The 15695-nt window shown below is 58.5% G+C and carries 16 protein-coding genes; 5 read left to right on the plus strand and 11 right to left on the minus strand.

The window, feature by feature from the left end:
• Positions 1-4: 4 nt before the first annotated feature.
• The 8 genes from AKU94_RS09290 to AKU94_RS09325 form a co-directional block, all read right to left on the minus strand.
• On the minus strand, positions 5-1057 hold the full coding sequence (locus AKU94_RS09290; protein ID WP_198144881.1) for a siderophore-interacting protein: 1053 nt from the start codon (positions 1055-1057) through the stop codon (positions 5-7).
• Complete coding sequence (locus tag AKU94_RS09295; protein ID WP_157056482.1) at positions 1041-3182, minus strand: TonB-dependent receptor; 2142 nt, start codon at positions 3180-3182, stop codon at positions 1041-1043. The genes AKU94_RS09290 and AKU94_RS09295 overlap by 17 nt, the downstream gene beginning before the upstream one ends.
• Positions 3183-3308: 126 nt before the next feature.
• Positions 3309-4124 carry an ABC transporter ATP-binding protein gene (locus AKU94_RS09300; protein ID WP_050527000.1) on the minus strand — a complete coding sequence of 272 codons (816 nt, stop codon included), beginning with the start codon at positions 4122-4124 and terminating at the stop codon, positions 3309-3311.
• On the minus strand, positions 4117-5094 hold the full coding sequence (locus tag AKU94_RS09305; RefSeq protein ID WP_050527001.1) for a FecCD family ABC transporter permease: 978 nt from the start codon (positions 5092-5094) through the stop codon (positions 4117-4119). The genes AKU94_RS09300 and AKU94_RS09305 overlap by 8 nt, the downstream gene beginning before the upstream one ends.
• Positions 5091-6089, minus strand: a complete 999-nt coding sequence (locus tag AKU94_RS09310) for a FecCD family ABC transporter permease (RefSeq protein WP_050527002.1) — start codon at positions 6087-6089, stop codon at positions 5091-5093. Before AKU94_RS09310 ends, AKU94_RS09305 begins: the two co-directional genes overlap by 4 nt.
• The gene (locus AKU94_RS09315; RefSeq protein ID WP_198144882.1) at positions 6086-7021 is read right to left on the minus strand and encodes an iron-siderophore ABC transporter substrate-binding protein; all 936 of its coding nucleotides are present in this window, start codon (positions 7019-7021) and stop codon (positions 6086-6088) included. Before AKU94_RS09315 ends, AKU94_RS09310 begins: the two co-directional genes overlap by 4 nt.
• A gap of 190 nt (positions 7022-7211) precedes the next feature.
• Positions 7212-7715 carry a protein-export chaperone SecB gene (gene secB, locus AKU94_RS09320; protein ID WP_050527004.1) on the minus strand — a complete coding sequence of 168 codons (504 nt, stop codon included), beginning with the start codon at positions 7713-7715 and terminating at the stop codon, positions 7212-7214.
• A 54-nt stretch (positions 7716-7769) separates the two neighbouring features.
• A complete protein-coding gene (locus AKU94_RS09325) occupies positions 7770-8252 on the minus strand; it encodes an FxsA family protein (RefSeq protein ID WP_050527005.1) in 483 nt (160 codons plus the stop codon).
• A 151-nt stretch (positions 8253-8403) separates the two neighbouring features.
• Between AKU94_RS09325 and AKU94_RS09330 the strand changes: the two genes are divergently transcribed.
• Complete coding sequence (locus AKU94_RS09330) at positions 8404-9063, plus strand: Tim44/TimA family putative adaptor protein (RefSeq protein ID WP_050527006.1); 660 nt, start codon at positions 8404-8406, stop codon at positions 9061-9063.
• 190 nt (positions 9064-9253) lie between these two features.
• Entirely contained in the window at positions 9254-9817 is a 564-nt protein-coding gene (locus tag AKU94_RS09335; RefSeq protein ID WP_050527007.1) for a Smr/MutS family protein, read from the plus strand.
• Between the two features lie 31 nt (positions 9818-9848).
• Here AKU94_RS09335 and hslU read toward each other — a convergent pair whose 3' ends face one another.
• Positions 9849-11156, minus strand: a complete 1308-nt coding sequence (gene hslU, locus AKU94_RS09340) for an ATP-dependent protease ATPase subunit HslU (RefSeq protein WP_050527008.1) — start codon at positions 11154-11156, stop codon at positions 9849-9851.
• Positions 11157-11168: 12 nt separating this feature from the next.
• Complete coding sequence (hslV, locus tag AKU94_RS09345; RefSeq protein ID WP_050527009.1) at positions 11169-11732, minus strand: ATP-dependent protease subunit HslV; 564 nt, start codon at positions 11730-11732, stop codon at positions 11169-11171.
• A gap of 218 nt (positions 11733-11950) precedes the next feature.
• Between hslV and AKU94_RS09350 the strand changes: the two genes are divergently transcribed.
• Together AKU94_RS09350 and AKU94_RS09355 are read left to right on the plus strand one after the other, a co-directional pair.
• Entirely contained in the window at positions 11951-12832 is an 882-nt protein-coding gene (locus AKU94_RS09350; protein WP_050527010.1) for an SPFH domain-containing protein, read from the plus strand.
• Positions 12829-13101, plus strand: a complete 273-nt coding sequence (locus tag AKU94_RS09355; RefSeq protein ID WP_050527011.1) for an NfeD family protein — start codon at positions 12829-12831, stop codon at positions 13099-13101. Before AKU94_RS09350 ends, AKU94_RS09355 begins: the two co-directional genes overlap by 4 nt.
• A 7-nt stretch (positions 13102-13108) precedes the next feature.
• On the opposite strand, the gene AKU94_RS09360 is transcribed toward AKU94_RS09355, so the two are convergent.
• Complete coding sequence (locus AKU94_RS09360) at positions 13109-13951, minus strand: SDR family oxidoreductase (RefSeq protein WP_050527012.1); 843 nt, start codon at positions 13949-13951, stop codon at positions 13109-13111.
• Positions 13952-14085: 134 nt separating this feature from the next.
• On the opposite strand from AKU94_RS09360, the gene AKU94_RS09365 reads away from it, so the two are divergent.
• A complete protein-coding gene (locus tag AKU94_RS09365; RefSeq protein ID WP_050527013.1) occupies positions 14086-15567 on the plus strand; it encodes an AMP nucleosidase in 1482 nt (493 codons plus the stop codon).
• The last annotated feature ends 128 nt before the right edge of the window (positions 15568-15695 follow it).

Genomic DNA, 15695 nt, shown 5'->3' on the forward strand with positions numbered 1-15695 from the left:
ATCGTCATGGCGCATCAGATGTCGGGGCCGTCCAATAGGCTGCACTGTGAAATTCATCTCTGGACAGCCCGTGTTCGGCCAAATAACCCCGCGCGGCCACGGCTTCGGCACGTTCAGCCGCAAAAAAGACAAAGCGGTCGGTTGCGGGCAAGGGTTCAGCGTGCAGCGTCGCCAAAGGCGTTTCACGCTCATCGCGAAGAACCCAATGGACCGTCATGCACGCAGGACACGCCAAGGCCTGAATATCCGCCGCATCAGGCACGAAAAGCACCGCTTTGCCCTTGGTGTTTTCAGGCAAGGCGGCCAGTTTTCTGGCAACGACCGGCACTGCCGTTTCATCCCCGATCAATAGCTGCCAGCCCGCCTTGTGATCAACGCGGCCCCCGTTTGGCCCTGTCAGGGCAACCTCATCCCCAAGTGTTACTGACCTGGACCAAGCCGTCACGCGGCCACCGTCATGCAAGAAGATATCAAAGCTGATGCGCGCGGAGCCATCCGTATCACAAGTGATTTCCCGCACGGTATAGACGGGCCGGTGCCATGCTTTGTCGCCGCCGGGCCATTGGGTAACGCCGCTTTCATTGATAAAAGGCCAGCCCGCATCTTTGGGGCCGAAGAGTAACCTGAAATGCAGCCCCCCATCGGCAAAGCGCGCCAGATCGGGACCCTGAACTGCGACCCGCACATAGGATGGCGAAAGACGTGCAACCTCGACGACCTTCGCGAGACTCAGGTTGGCGGGGCGGGTTTTGCCGGTTTGGACCTCCCACACCACAGGGATGTGAAGCGCCGCCATCCGTTCCGCAAGTGTATCGCGCAGCAGTTGCAAGGCGGCGGCGCTCTCGGCCGAGATATCCAGCCGGGTTTGTGCCGCATCTCCCGAAACCTGCACCACGCCACGTTGAAACCGGATCAGGCTTATATCGTCTTCGACCTCGACGGGCAGCCCCTGTGCTGTCGCATATTCGGTAAACTTGCCCCGCGCCAATGCGAAAGGCAGGGCAATCGTTGCATAGGTTTGCTGCCCTGCCGCCGCCATCTTAGAATGTATAACCATAGACGAGGCCAATCTCGCGGCCCTCTCCTTGTGTTGCAAGAACGCCGGGACCGTTTTCATAGGTGAAATAGTCGGTATCAAAGGCATTGGTCACATAGGCCGTCAGCTTTGACTTTTCCCAGGCATAGCCAACCGAGAGATCCACGGTGGTGTAACTGTCAAGCTTGACAGGCCGTGCGACGCCGCTTTCGATCCGTGACAGGCTGCTGCCGGTGTATTGGATCGACCCGGTGCTGAACCAGCCAGTCGCCCCCCCCGCGAAATAGCCAAGCGCAATCGATGCCTCGGGCGCGCCGGGGAAGGATTGGCCCGAATAGTCGATGCCATTGGCCTCAAAGTTCTTGAACTCGGTATTCAGCAGGCCGACCGACCCATAAAGGTCAACAATATCGGTCGCGGCATAGCTCAGCTCCAGCTCGGCACCGTAGGATTTGGATTTACCTGCATTGGTGACGTAATTGTTGGGGTATGAGCCCACTTCAACCTGCTGCGAATCCCAGTCCTGATAGAACAGGCTGGCCGCAAAACTAAGGCGGTCATCCAACCCGCGCCCACGATAGGACAGCTCCAGATTTTTTGCCTTTTCTGCGTCATACTCATATGCGGCACCCGTTGATGCCAAGATGCCAGAGCCGCCGGGACGGTAGCCTTCTTGATAAATCAGCGCGATCTTGTTGCTGTTGGACAGCTCGTATTCGATCCCGACCTTCGGCACGAAAACCGTATCGCTGAACGACGACTGGCTGTTGCTGGTCAAAACCCCATCCGTCACCAGCGATGCTGTTTGGTCCTGATCAAAGTAATCCAGACGACCGCCGGCAATGATGGTCCAGCTTGGCGCGAACTCATAGGCCACTTCGCCAAATGCCGCGATGTTGAGCATGTCGCCGGTATTCTCGGAATACTGGTTTTCGGGCAGGTAGGTCGTAAAGCTGGGCAAGGTCGCATCGCGGAAAGAGGTTTGCTCTTCCTTGCCGATATAGAGGCCCCCGACCCAACGCAGCCCCTCTGCCTCATAGTTCAGGCGGAACTCTTGTGTCAGCAGCTCTTGATCGAATTCACCCGCAACGGTCAGAAATTCACCCGCCGTGCCTTCGTTGATGGAATACCGCTCTGTCAGCGACGCGGAATAGCCGGTTTGCGCGGTAAAGGTCAGGTTGTCATTGACGTGATGGGTCACCTCGATGCCGAAGTTATCCACCTTTGTGTTGCGCACATCCTGGAAGCCCGGGAATTCCGGGATCAATGCAGTATAGAAATCGGGCAGGATATTGCCCCAGATGTCACCGCGCTGCGCGCCATAGCCGGTCGAGGCCGTTGACCAATAAGGGCCCGCAATATCATTCGGCGCCGGATTGCCGTACGAATGGGAATAGCTGAACAAAACATCGGTCTGATCGGTTGCCTGCCACAAAAGCTTGCCGCGAAGGGTGTATTGCTCATCCGAGGTGATATCGTCATAGCGGTCAAAACGCGTATAGGACGGATAGTTCAGGTCGTTGTCCTTGCTGTAATATTCACCGCTGATCCGGTAGGCGAGGTTCGGCGCAAGCGTATCGCCAAAGGCGAGGCCCACAGATTTCTTGTTGTCGGAACCATAGCCCAGCTCAACCTTGCCGGAGCGTGCGAACTCGGGGTCTTTGGTCCGCAGATGGATTGCCCCCGCCAAGGCCGAACGCCCGCTGAGGGTCGATTGCGGGCCGCGGAATACCTCGATCTGTTCGGCGTCGAAAACCCCGTTGATGCCGCGGCGGGTGCCCTCAACGGTTTGCTGGACCCCGTCGATATAATAGGCCGCCAGTGGTGTGCCCAATCCGCCCGGTGTCTGACCCTCAGAGTTGATGCCGCGCAGCACAAACCCGCTTTCGACAAAATCGCCGGCCTGAACGTTGGCCATATGCCGAAAGGCGTCACGATAGCTGGAGATCGTCGGATCGGCCAGCTCGGCGGCGGTCACGATGGAAACGCTGCTGTTGGTTTCTTCGGCCTGGGTTGTCGTCCGGTCACCATAAAGAACCAGTGTTCCCAGATCATAGGCCACATCCTGCGCCATCGCCGCGCTGATTGACAAAATGGAAACGCTTCCGGCAAGCGTTACTGACGAAATAAGTCTGTTATAAATCATATCACGGTCCTGAATATCTGGCACAAAGGGATGTGGCTGGCTTCAGGCTGGCGTTTGCGCAGAGCAATACACGACAGATATAGTAAGGAAAGGGCGCGCGCCGCAAAAACTGACGGAATGTGGCGCTTAGGCATCAGCTTGGGGGGTGACGGTTCGTTGCGGCAGGCAAAATGGCAAACCGTCTTCGGGATCATGGAGAACCTTGACCTCGACGCCAAAGGCGCGGGCGATCACCTCTGGTGTTATGATGTCGCATGCCGGGCCTTTGGCCATGATTTTTCCGGCCTTCAGCATGATCAGCTCATCAGCATATCGCGCGGCTTGGTTCAGGTCGTGCAAGACGGCGACAACGGTCATGGCCCGCGTATCCACCAGCCGCCGGATCAGGTTCATCAGATCGACCTGATGCGCAATATCAAGATAGGTTGTCGGCTCATCCAGCAACAAGATAGGGGTCGCCTGTGCAAGGGTCATCGCGATCCAGGCCCGCTGGCGCTGCCCGCCTGACAGCGCCTCTAACGGCCGGTCCTGCAGGTCTTGCAGTGACGTCAGCGCAAGCGCCTCGGCCACGGCGGCGTCATCATCCGCGCCCCAGCCCCCGAACAGGGGCCGGTGCGGATAGCGACCCTGCCGGACCAGATCGATAACCCGCAACCCTTCGGGGGCGGTCGCCCCTTGGGCCAAAAGGCCGACGCGGCGCGCGAATTCCTTGGTGCTCATGCGGGTGATGGCTTGGGCGTCCAGCAAAACCGTACCCGAGGCAGCAGGTTGCAGCCGCGCAAGCGCCCGCAGGATGGTGGATTTACCCGATCCGTTCGGCCCCAAAAGCACGGTCAGCTTTCCCGGTGCGATTTGCAGATCCAGATCCTCGACAATCCGGGTGGGACCATAGTCGACCGCGACGGCTTTGGTCTCTATTATCCCGGTATCGGACTTAATCATGACGCTTTTTCCATAACAGATACCCAAAGAACGGCGCCCCAAGCAGGGCCGTTGCCAAGCCCACAGGCAGTTGCCCCGGTGCAAAGGCCCGGCGCGCAAAAAGATCGGCCAGCACCACCATCACCGCGCCCGTCAAGGCCGCCGCCGGGATCAGGCGGGCGTGGCCTGCGCCAACCAGCTTGCGTGCGATATGGGGTGCGACAAGGCCGACAAAGGAAATGGGGCCGGCCGCAGCAACCGCAACGCCGGCCAACCCCGCAGCGGCGAAAACAGCGATTCCGCGCACCATATGGACACGCTGGCCCAAAGCGCAAGCCGTGGTATCACCCAAAGAGATCAGATCCAGATCATGTTTCATCAGCCAAAGAACGCCAACGGCCGGCAGCCCCCCCGCCAGCAGCCAGAGCGACTTGACCCAGCGCGCATCATGTAGCGACCCCGCCAGCCAGACCATTGCGCGCTGTGCCTGTGCCACCGGGCCGAATACAGACAGAAACGCCGCCGCAGCCCCCGCCAGCGCCCCCAAGCCGATTCCGATCAGGATCAGCCGCAGGGTGCTTGTCCCCGCCCGCCAGGCCAGCGCATATATTGCCGCCGACATTGCCAAGGCCCCGCCGACAGCGAACAGCGGCAACAGGCTCTCGGGCAAGGTATCGACCTGAATGATAACAATCGTGGCGGCCAGTGCCGCACCGGAATTGATTCCCAACAGGCCGGGCTCGGCCAAAGGGTTGCGGATGAGGGCTTGTGTGGCGGCACCGGCCACGGCCAATGCAGCCCCGACCAGCGCCCCCAAAACCGCGCGTGGCAGCCGCAACTCTGTCACGATGAACCCATCGGTTATGGGGGTGCTGTCAGTGCCCAGAAGAGCGCCCAGCACAGACATTACAGGGATGCTTTGATCGCCCACCGAAAGCGATGCCATCAGGGATGCGGCCAATACCACTGTCAGCCAGAAACCCACCCTCATGTCCGAGCCGCCCTTTCGCGGCGGGCCAACCAGATAAAGAAGGGCGCACCAATGGCCGCCAGGGAAATGCCGACCGGCACATCCCGCGCAAAGATGGCGCGGGGCAGGGTATCGGCCAATAGGGTCAGACCCGCCCCGACCAGACAGGCAAAGGGCAGAATGCGCGCATAGTTGCTGCCGATGCTCATCCGCACCAAATGCGGCACCACCAGCCCGACAAAGCCGATAGGACCGGCCAGCGCCACCGCACTACCGGCCAACCCGACGACAAGCAGCGCCGAGATTGCCAGCCAAAGCGGCTGGTTCTGGCCCAGGCTTCCGGCCGTATCGGACCCCAGCGCCAATGCGTTGAACTGTTGGCGCAGCACAATTGCCCCGATCAGCGACACCCCCGCATAGGGGGCCAGCAGTAAGACACCCTGCATATCGCGGCCCTTGAGGGAGCCGGCGGTCCAAAGGCGCACCTCGTCAAAGGTCTGCATATCGACCACCAGAATGGACATGGTCAGCGCACCCAGAAAGCTGGCAACGACAACACCCGCCAGAATCAGCTTGACCGGCGTTGTGCCTGAACGACCGGCACCCCCCAACAGGTACACAAGTGCCGCCGCGCCGCCTGCACCCAGAAACGCGAACCAGACCAGATTCTGCGCCCCGCTGACGCCGCCGAGGGCGATGGCCAGCACAACCGCAAAACTTGCCCCCGCATTGACGCCCAAAAGCCCCGGATCCGCCATCGGATTGCCGGTGACCGCCTGCATGATTGTCCCCGCCGCGGCCAAGGCAGCCCCAACCACAATCGCAGCCAGCAGCCTTGGCAAACGGACATCCTGCACGACGATCTCCTCTCGCTGGTCCGTGTCGGACCATAGCGCGTGCCAAGCATCAGCCAAGGAAATATCAGATGTTCCGACCGTCAGCCCCCAGACAAGCAGCGTCAGTAAACCCGCTGATAGCAACAATAATCCCAAGGCGTCCTGGCGATTGCCGGTCAAGGTGACCCCACCACATAGGTTTCCAGATCGTCAAGCACCCGATGCGCCGACGCAACCCCGCTAAACTGCATCCACGCCCCATGGGACACACGATGGACCTGACCCGCGCGCACAGCAGGCAGCATTTGCCACAACGGATCGTTCAGCACTTCTTCGTGTCGGCCGTCCTGATCCGAGGCATTGGTCCCCCCGACAATATAAAGCAGGATATCACCGTCCAGCTGCGCCAGCTCTTCACGGTCAGGCCGTTTGAGGGTCAATGACGGATCATCCGTCGTCTCATAGGCGCTGCGCCGGACGCCCGCCTGTTTCATGATCTCAAAGGGCGCATAGGTTTCGGGGGCGTCCATATAGACCTGAAAATCCCATGAGGTGATGCGCAGCACCGAAACGGTGGTCTCTGGCATCCGCGCTTGGATATCCGCGATGCGTTGATCAAGCGTATCAAGCTCGGCCACGATTTCTTGCTCCTTGCCGCCCAGACCAGCCAGAAGACGGTAAAACGCCCGCCAGTCGGTCGAGGTGAAAAGCAGGGTCGGTGCCACCCGCGTGGCCATCGGATAGATGCCCGATGCCATGGATTCCGAGCCAACAAAGCCGACAATCAAATCAGGCTGAAGGGCCACGATCGTCTCTAGGCTGGGTTCGGTGACAAATCCGGTACTGGTAATGCCATGATCCATTGCCCGTTTGAGCAGGGCCTCATCACTCATCAAATCAAGAGGGGCGCCAACCACAGGCAGGCCCACATCCAACCCCACGCCAAGCCCAAAGCTCGGGTCCAGAACAACCACACGCCGGGGTGTTTGTGGAATGCACAAAGGCGCGTCAAAGACATCCGCGCGATCAAGTTCAACCCCGTCGCAGGCAACGGCAGAGCTGGCAAAAATGATCGATAGGACAGTTAAAATATACCGGGAAAGTTTCACCATTTTCAGCCCCATAAAGATATATGTTGGCTGAGAACCTGCAGGTTTCCTGGCTACCCCGCTTCATGTCAAATTTAGGCCGGGCAGTCAATTTTTTTGACACCCTTACACCGACAGGCCAAGAAACCAAAAGCCTGCCGCGATGATCACGGCAGGCTTTGAATATCTTTAACTTTCACCAACGGGCGTCAGATCAGGAAACCGGCTTGTCGGTCTTTTGCTCTTCGGCGCGGCGTGCAAGCTCTGCCCGGTAGAGGGCCAGAAAATCCACCGTGTCGATGTTGAGTGGCGGGAAACCACCGTCGCGGGTGACATCGGAAATGATACGCCGCACATAAGGGAACAGCATGCGCGGGCATTCAATCAGCAAGAAAGGGTGCATCTGCTCTTCTGGCACGCCCTCAATATGGAAGATGCCGCCGTAATCCAGCTCCACAACAAAAAGGGTCTCGTCATTGGCTTTGTTCTTGGAAGTCACGCGGAATTTCGTGATCACCTCGAACTGGTTGTCCGTGCTGCGCTTGCGGGCATCAAGGCTAACGGCGACCTGCGTGTCGGGCTGGACATCGCCGCCCTGCATGCCGCGTTGCGCCACAGCGTTTTCAAAGGACAGGTCGCGAACGAACTGGCCAAGAACTTGCATCTTTACCTGTGCTGCGGGTTGTGGCGCGGCTGCGGCACCATTTGCTTCGGTCATTCTATATCTCCCAAAAAATTATTGCCTGTGGTTTAGCAGGTGATTGTCGTGGTCTCAATGCTCTGTCCAGCCAGAGGGGCGATTGTTTTTCGGGGTGTCTGGCGCGTCATTTTCCGACACATCAACGTATTCGGCATCAATAATATCGTCACGGGGCGCGCGCGCACTGGTCGTCGAACTCGCGCTGACAACCGTCACACGCGCGGCAATGGCGGTGATAATCTTTTGGCGCAATTGCGGGATCATCAGCAAGAACCCGACCGTATCGGTGAAAAAACCCGGTGTAAGCAATAACGCACCGGCAAAAAGGATCATAGCCCCGTGGGCCAGCGGTGACAAAGGGTCACGCATCTGTGACATGGAACTGCGCAATTCACCCAGAACACGCAGCCCCTGCCGGCGAACCAGAACCGTCCCGATTATGCCGGTTGCAAGCACAATCGCCAGCGTGGGCCAAAGCGTAAGCCAGCCCCCAACCTGAATAAAAAGGCCGATCTCGATCAAGGGAACGACAACAAATGCAAGCAGCAGCCACATAATCGGGCCTCCTTTCCCGGTTACCCGGTGATTTCTTTACGGTTGGGGCGGTAGACTTGGCGCACCCCACACCCTACATAAGTATAAGGGGGACAGTTACCAACACCCCAAACCGCATCGGGCCTTTCGCGCCGTCTTTCTGAGGACTGACATGAATTCTTCGCTAATCCAACTTCTCGTTCTTGCGGGAATTGCTGTTTTTCTGATCCTGAAGCTGAAAAGCGTTCTGGGAACGCGTGAGGGGTTTGAAAAGCCGCCCCTTCCGATGGACGATGACAAACCGCGCGCCCGCAAAGGGTTTGAAGTGATCGAAGGTGGGCCCGACCACGATATCGTTGATCATGTCGCCGATGGCTCTGACGCCGCCAACGCACTTTACGCGATGAAAAATGCCGAGCCGAGCTTTTCGGTAGGTGAATTTCTGGGCGGTGCGCGTGGCGCCTATGAGATGATCTTCATGGCGTTTGAAAAAGGTGAAATCGAAGAGATCAAGCCGTTCCTGTCGCCCGATGTCTATGAAAGCTTTGCCGAGGCCGTCGCCGCCCGAGAGGCGCAGGGCCTGACCGTAGAGGTGAATTTCATCGGCATCAGTGAACTTGCGGTTCAATCCGCTGATTTTGACGCCAGCAGCCGCGAGGGTGAGGTATCCGTCCGCTTCGTCGCAGAGCTGTATTCCGTGGTGCGCAACAAGCTGGGCGAGATTGTCGAAGGCAGCCCGAACGAGATCAAACGCCAACGTGACGTCTGGACCTTTGCGCGCCAGATGGGTGCCGATGATCCAAACTGGTTGCTGGTTGCCACCGGCGATTAATGCGGCGCGCTTGTTCGCATCAGGCACCCGGACCTATTTGCGCGCTAGTCTTGGGGTAGGCCATGGCAGAACTGACGGAGTTTTCTGAACCAAAAGCGCCCGCGGTGGATAGTATCCCTGCCGCGATTGCTGGATTGATCTGCCAAGGCATAAAAGCACCACAATCCGACAAAGCGACAGAGGCCACCTGATGTCGCGCCGCCGCCCCCTTGGCCCAGAGGAAGAAGCGCTGTGGGATGCCGTCGCGCGCACGGCAAAACCCATGCATGGTCCTGTTTTCAAACCTGAAAGCAACGCACCCCGTCTACCTGCCGTACCCAAAACCCCTGCTGAGCCACGGATCGCACCCTTCCGTCTGGGCGAAAAACCAGGCACTCCGCGCCCCACACCTGCGCCCCCGACAGCGTTGCAGATGGATGCCAAGGCCTTTGGCAAATTGACGCGCGGAAAACTGGCACCCGAAGCACGGATCGACCTGCACGGCATGACATTGGCCGAAGCGCATCCCGAATTGATCCGCTTTATCCTGAACGCCTATGGCAAAGGGTTGCGATTGGTGCTGGTGATCACGGGTAAGGGCAAACCGGGGTTGGATACAAGCGTGATGCCGCGGCGTACCGGCGTTTTGCGCCAACAGATGCCACATTGGTTGCGCCAACAGCCCTTGGCCTCGGTCATCCTGCAAGTCACAGAGGCGCATTTACGCCACGGCGGGCACGGCGCGTTTTACGTCTATCTGCGCAGGTCACGATAGGTGTCGGGGTGCGCGACCGCACCCCGACTGATTACAGAACGTAACGCGACAGATCGGCGGAACGCGAAAGCTCTCCCAGATGCTCCTCGACGAAACTGGCGTTGACCTCAATAGTCTCGCCGCCGCGGTCGGGTGCGTTAAAGGACAGGTCCTCAAACACACGCTCGATCACAGTATAAAGCCTGCGCGCCCCGATGTTTTCGACCGACTGGTTGACCTCAGCCGCGATGCGGGCAAGGGCCTTGATGCCATCCTCGGTAAAGCTGACCGTCACGTTTTCCGTTCCCATAAGGGCCGTATATTGCAAGGTCAGGGCATTGTCCGGCTCTGTCAGGATACGGACGAAATCATCCTCGGTCAGAGCGCGCAGCTCTACGCGGATCGGCAGGCGGCCCTGAAGTTCGGGCAGCAGATCCGAAGGTTTTGCCACATGAAAGGCACCGCTGGCGATGAACAGGATATGGTCGGTTTTCACCGGCCCGTGCTTGGTGGAAACCGTTGTGCCTTCGATCAAGGGCAGCAGGTCGCGCTGCACACCCTCACGGGAAACATCGGCACCGCGGGCATCGGCGCGGGCGCAAACCTTGTCGATCTCGTCAATAAAGACGATGCCATTTTCCTGCACCGCCTCCAGCGCGGCCAGCTTTACCGCCTCATCATCCAAAAGCTTGTCCGCCTCTTCTGACACCAGCAATTCATGGCTTTCGGCCACGGTCAGTTTGCGTTTCTGGGTGCGGCCCATTTTGCCGAACAAGTCGCCAAGGTTCATCATGCCGCCCATCGGCCCACCGGCGCCCTGCCCCGTGGGATCAAAAGCGGCAAAGGGGTTGGTGGTATCGGCAATCTCCAGCTCGATCACGGTATCATCCAATTCGCCGGCTTTCAGCTTGCGGCGGAACATCTCGCGGGTTTGTTCGCGGGCGTCCTTGCCGGCGATCGCCTCAATCACGCGATCCTCGGCGGCGGCAAAGGCGCGGGATTTGACATCTTCGCGCATACGGGCGCGGGTGTCGATCATCGCGGCATCGACCAGATCGCGGATGATGCTGTCGACATCACGCCCGACATAGCCAACTTCGGTAAATTTGGTCGCCTCGATCTTGAGAAACGGCGCTTGGGCCAGCTTGGCCAAACGGCGGCTGATCTCGGTTTTGCCGACGCCGGTCGGGCCGATCATCAGGATGTTTTTCGGATAGACTTCATCGCGCAGGTCATCACCCAAGAGCTTGCGCCGCCAACGGTTGCGCAGGGCCACGGCGACGGCGCGCTTGGCGTCTTTCTGGCCGATGATATAACGGTCCAGTTCGGACACGATTTCGCGAGGGGTAAGGTCGGTCATTATGGATTCCTGTCAGTCAGTCGCGCTTATGGTTTCCACGGTCAGATTGCCGTTGGTGTAAACGCAAATATCGGCGGCAATTGCCATAGCCTTTCGGGCCACGTCATCGGCCCCGAGGTCGGTTGTCATCAACCCGCGTGCCGCCGCCAAGGCAAAGTTCCCGCCAGAGCCGATTGCCGCGATATCATGCTCTGGCTCCAACACATCACCGGCGCCGGTGATGATGAAAAGATCCGTGCCATCCGTCACGATCAGCATTGCCTCAAGATTACGCAGGTACTTATCCATCCGCCAATCCTTGGCCAAATCGACCGATGCCCGCGCCAGTTGCCCCGGCATCGCCTCCAGCTTTTTCTCCAGCCGTTCCAACAGGGTAAAGGCATCGGCGGTTGATCCGGCAAAGCCGCAAACCACATCACGCCCGCCCGGCGAAAGGCGGCGCACCTTGCGGGCCGATCCTTTGATAACCGTTTGTCCAAGGCTTACCTGCCCGTCACCTGCCACCACAACTTCCCCGCCGCGCCGCACAGCCAGAATGGTTGTTCCATGCCAGCCGGGGAATTTATCTTCTGCCATAACATCCTCCGAATTTCGTGCTCAATATGGCGGTAGGGGCCGGGCTGTACAAGGTGAAGGCGGCGAATTGGCCGGGCCGCTTTGGCGACAAGGAATAATTGATCGATACATGCGATCTAGGTTCGGATGATGCCGACACCGGTGAAACAAGGGTTTACCTTGCGTGGGCGGGCATAAGGGGCCAATTATGGTTAAGAACGCGCAAGAAGGGCAGAGCGATGGATATTGAGCAGTTTATCGGTGGGAATGCGGTGTCGATTGCGATCGCCGTTTTCATCATTGTTTGTATTTTTCTGGGCGTGCGGGTCGTGCCGCAATCAGAAAAGCATGTGGTGGAACGCTTTGGCAAGCTGCGCTCTGTTTTGGGGCCGGGGATCAACTTTGTCGTGCCGTTTCTGGATAAGGTCGCGCATAAAATCTCTATTCTAGAACGCCAGCTGCCCAACGCGATGCAAGATGCGATTACCGCAGATAACGTGCTGGTAAAGGTAGAAACATCAGTGTTTTACCGGATTATCGAGCCGGAAAAGACAGTTTACCGGATCCGTGATGTGGACGGCGCGATTGCCACCACGGTCGCGGGGATTGTCCGTTCCGAGATCGGCAAGATGGAGCTGGATCACGTACAATCCAACCGCAGCCAGTTGATCGGCAAAGTGCGCGAACAAGTCGCGGCGATGGTTGACGATTGGGGGATCGAGGTGACGCGGGCCGAGGTTCTGGATGTGAACCTTGATGAGGCCACGCGCGCCGCGATGTTGCAACAGTTGAACGCCGAGCGTGCCCGGCGCGCACAGGTGACAGAGGCCGAGGGTGACAAGCGGGCGATGGAATTGAAGGCCGATGCCGAGCTTTACGCTGCCGAGCAAGAGGCCAAGGAACGCCGCATCCTCGCCGATGCCGAAGCCTATGCGACCGGCGTGATCGCCGAGGCAATCCGCCTGCACGGGCTGGAGGCCGCGCAGTATCAGGTCGCGCTCAAACAGGTGGAGGCATTGACAGCCGTTGGACAGGGTACCGGCAAGCAAACGATTATCGTGCCGGCGCAGGCCCTAGAGGCCTTTGGCGACGCCTTCAAAATGCTGAAGGGCCGGACATGAGCTGGTATGGGTTTTGGTGGGTCTGGATCGTTCTGGGGTTCGCGCTTGGCGTGCTGGAAGTGCTTGCGCCCGGCTATATCTTCCTTGGCTTTGCCTTGGGGGCGATGGCCACGGGGATTTTGGTTGGCCTCGGGGTTTTGGGCAGCTTGCCAATGACATTGCTGGTCTTTGCATTGGCCTCCTTGCTGGCCTGGTTTTTAATGCGCAAGATGTTGGGCACACAAGCCGGCAAAGTCAAAATATGGGACCGCGATATCAACGATAACTGAGCGAATCTCAGAACTCCGCGTCAAACAACGCCCGTAGACCGCTACGGTAATCGGGGTGTATCAGCTTTACGCCCAGCTTCTCTTTGATCCGGTCGTTTCGCACGCGTTTGCTTTCTGCATAAAAACTGCGCGCCATTGGCGTCATCTTTGCCTTGTCCCAGTCTTCGCTTGGGGGGGTCGGCAGGCCCAATAGTTCGGCAGCATAGGCGATAACATCCTCAGGCGGGGCCGGGTCATTGTCGCAAACATTATAGGCGCGGCCCGGATCGGGATGCGCGATCGAGGCAGCAAGAACCTGCGCGATATCATCAACATGGATACGCGAAAACACCTGATCGGGCTTGAGGATACGGCGCGCTTTGCCCTCTAATACCTTGGCGAAGGGGCCGCGACCGGGGCCGTAAATCCCCGCCAGCCTGAAGATATGCAACGGCAGACCCAAGGCTTGCCACTGATCCTCGGCCAATACGCGGTGTTGGCCCCGCTGGGTGCTTGGGCTCAGGGGCGTTTCTTCGTCAACCCAACCACCTTTATGGTCACCGTAAACCCCCGTGGTGGACAAATAACCAACCCATTCCAGATCGGACGCCAATATCTGCGGGCCAAGGGCCGCCAGAACCGGATCACCACCCGCATCCGGCGCAACTGAGGTCAGCAGATGGCTTGCCTGTTCCAATGCTGGTGAAATATCCTCGGCGGGCCAGATCACCGCTTCGACCCCATCCGCGCGCATCTTGGCGGCTTTGTCTGCATTGCGGGTGGTGCCGATGATGCGCCAACCCAAAGGCAACAAAATCCGGGCCAGTCCCTGCGCAGAATAACCGTGACCAATGGAAAGAAGTGTTTTCATAGCGTCAGTATCAAGCCCGCAGCCACGCTATGCAACTTGAATTTGGCAAGGCCAGGCCTTGAAATCAAAAGGGTTGAAGTCTTATCACAACCCACCCTTAATGTGGCCAGAAAAGCCGCAGGGAAAAAGATCGCATGACCGATAGCACGAACCAACCGATTTTGACGCCACAAGATCCACTCAGCGATCACTTCACCTCGGCCAAAGCGGCGGTGGACCGGCTCGAGGCATTATATTTCGAGGCCACGCAATTTTTGGCAGCACAGTTCAGCGCCGCAGTGACCCAAGGCCGACCTGAGGCGCGGGTGCGTGCATTCTATCCTGAAATCCGGCTGACAACGACAAGCTTTACCCAAAGCGATTCACGGTTCAGCTTTGGCTATGTGGCGCATCCGGGGACATATTCGACCACGGTCACCCGTCCCGATCTGTTTCGCAATTACCTGATCCAACAGATTGAACTCTTGATGAAAAACCACGGGGTCGGTGTACAGATCGGCCCTTCGGATACGCCCATCCCCGTACATTTCGCGGTGGCGGGTAATCCGGGCATCTCCATCCCGCAAGAGGGTGTTTTGAACTTTAGCCTGCGTGACGTGTTTGATGTGCCTGATCTTGCGACCACAAATGACGATATTGTGAATGGTACCCATGGCATTTTCGCGGACGGTTCCCGTCCGTTGGCGCCGTTCAGCGCACAGCGGGTGGATTACAGTCTTGCGCGCCTGTCGCATTATACCGCCACCGATGCCGAGCATTTCCAGAACCACGTGCTTTTCACCAACTACCAGTTCTATGTGGAGGAGTTTGAGGCCTACGCAAGGACCATGCTGGCCGATCCCGACAGCGGTTATTCCGAGTTTGTCGGCACGGGGAACGCGGTTTTGCGCAGCGCGGATGGCGAGCTGCCAACGCCACTAAAGCTGCCGCAGATGCCGACCTATCACCTTAAACGCGCCGACGGGCAGGGGGTGACACTGGTCAATATCGGGGTCGGGCCAAGCAATGCCAAAACCGCGACCGATCATATCGCCGTGCTGCGCCCGCATGCCTGGATGATGGTGGGCCACTGTGCCGGCCTGCGCAACAGCCAAAGTCTTGGGGATTTCGTCCTTGCCCATGCTTATTTGCGCGAAGATCACGTGCTGGATGACGATTTGCCCGTTTGGGTGCCCATCCCGGCGCTGGCCGAGATCCAGATTGCACTGGAAAGCGCGGTGGCCGATGTGACCCAATTGCAGGGGTTTGACCTGAAACGGATCATGCGGACGGGCACGGTTGCCACGATCGACAATCGCAACTGGGAGCTGCGCGATCACTCTGGCCCAGTAATGCGGTTAAGCCAGTCGCGCGCTATTGCGCTGGATATGGAAAGCGCCACGATTGCGGCCAACGGCTTTCGCTTTCGGGTGCCTTATGGCACGCTTTTATGTGTTTCCGACAAGCCGCTTCATGGTGAGTTGAAATTGCCGGGGATGGCCTCGGATTTTTACAAAACGCAAGTGGCACGGCATTTGCAGATCGGCATCCGCGCGATGGAACGCCTGCGCGAGATGCCATTGGAGCGCATCCATAGCCGTAAGTTGCGCAGCTTTGAGGAAACCGCCTTCCTATAAAGGGAAAACCCGACCAACATTCCCCCGATACTGGAATTTGCACTTGATTTAGGGCGTAAAAACCTATGTAGCGGGGACATTCGCCCACAAGGGCTGCATATGCCCCCAACAAACGGCAGGGCAGAACA

Origin of the sequence: Pseudorhodobacter aquimaris, from assembly GCF_001202025.1 — a bacterium.
Classification (GTDB): Bacteria; Pseudomonadota; Alphaproteobacteria; order Rhodobacterales; family Rhodobacteraceae; genus Pseudorhodobacter; species Pseudorhodobacter aquimaris.

What these genes read in the sequence shown, in the direction of transcription:
- AKU94_RS09365 (WP_050527013.1), top strand. Translation starts at nt 14,086, where the DNA reads ATGACCGATAGCACGAACCAACCGATTTTGACGCCACAAGATCCACTC.
- AKU94_RS09335 (WP_050527007.1), top strand. Translation starts at nt 9,254, where the DNA reads ATGTCGCGCCGCCGCCCCCTTGGCCCAGAGGAAGAAGCGCTGTGGGAT.
- AKU94_RS09305 (WP_050527001.1), bottom strand. Translation starts at nt 5,094, where the DNA reads ATGAGGGTGGGTTTCTGGCTGACAGTGGTATTGGCCGCATCCCTGATG.
- AKU94_RS09330 (WP_050527006.1), top strand. Translation starts at nt 8,404, where the DNA reads ATGAATTCTTCGCTAATCCAACTTCTCGTTCTTGCGGGAATTGCTGTT.
- AKU94_RS09315 (WP_198144882.1), bottom strand. Translation starts at nt 7,021, where the DNA reads ATGGTGAAACTTTCCCGGTATATTTTAACTGTCCTATCGATCATTTTT.
- AKU94_RS09325 (WP_050527005.1), bottom strand. Translation starts at nt 8,252, where the DNA reads ATGTGGCTGCTGCTTGCATTTGTTGTCGTTCCCTTGATCGAGATCGGC.
- AKU94_RS09360 (WP_050527012.1), bottom strand. Translation starts at nt 13,951, where the DNA reads ATGAAAACACTTCTTTCCATTGGTCACGGTTATTCTGCGCAGGGACTG.
- hslU (WP_050527008.1), bottom strand. Translation starts at nt 11,156, where the DNA reads ATGACCGACCTTACCCCTCGCGAAATCGTGTCCGAACTGGACCGTTAT.
- hslV (WP_050527009.1), bottom strand. Translation starts at nt 11,732, where the DNA reads ATGGCAGAAGATAAATTCCCCGGCTGGCATGGAACAACCATTCTGGCT.
- AKU94_RS09300 (WP_050527000.1), bottom strand. Translation starts at nt 4,124, where the DNA reads ATGATTAAGTCCGATACCGGGATAATAGAGACCAAAGCCGTCGCGGTC.
- AKU94_RS09350 (WP_050527010.1), top strand. Translation starts at nt 11,951, where the DNA reads ATGGATATTGAGCAGTTTATCGGTGGGAATGCGGTGTCGATTGCGATC.
- secB (WP_050527004.1), bottom strand. Translation starts at nt 7,715, where the DNA reads ATGACCGAAGCAAATGGTGCCGCAGCCGCGCCACAACCCGCAGCACAG.
- AKU94_RS09355 (WP_050527011.1), top strand. Translation starts at nt 12,829, where the DNA reads ATGAGCTGGTATGGGTTTTGGTGGGTCTGGATCGTTCTGGGGTTCGCG.
- AKU94_RS09290 (WP_198144881.1), bottom strand. Translation starts at nt 1,057, where the DNA reads ATGGTTATACATTCTAAGATGGCGGCGGCAGGGCAGCAAACCTATGCA.
- AKU94_RS09295 (WP_157056482.1), bottom strand. Translation starts at nt 3,182, where the DNA reads ATGATTTATAACAGACTTATTTCGTCAGTAACGCTTGCCGGAAGCGTT.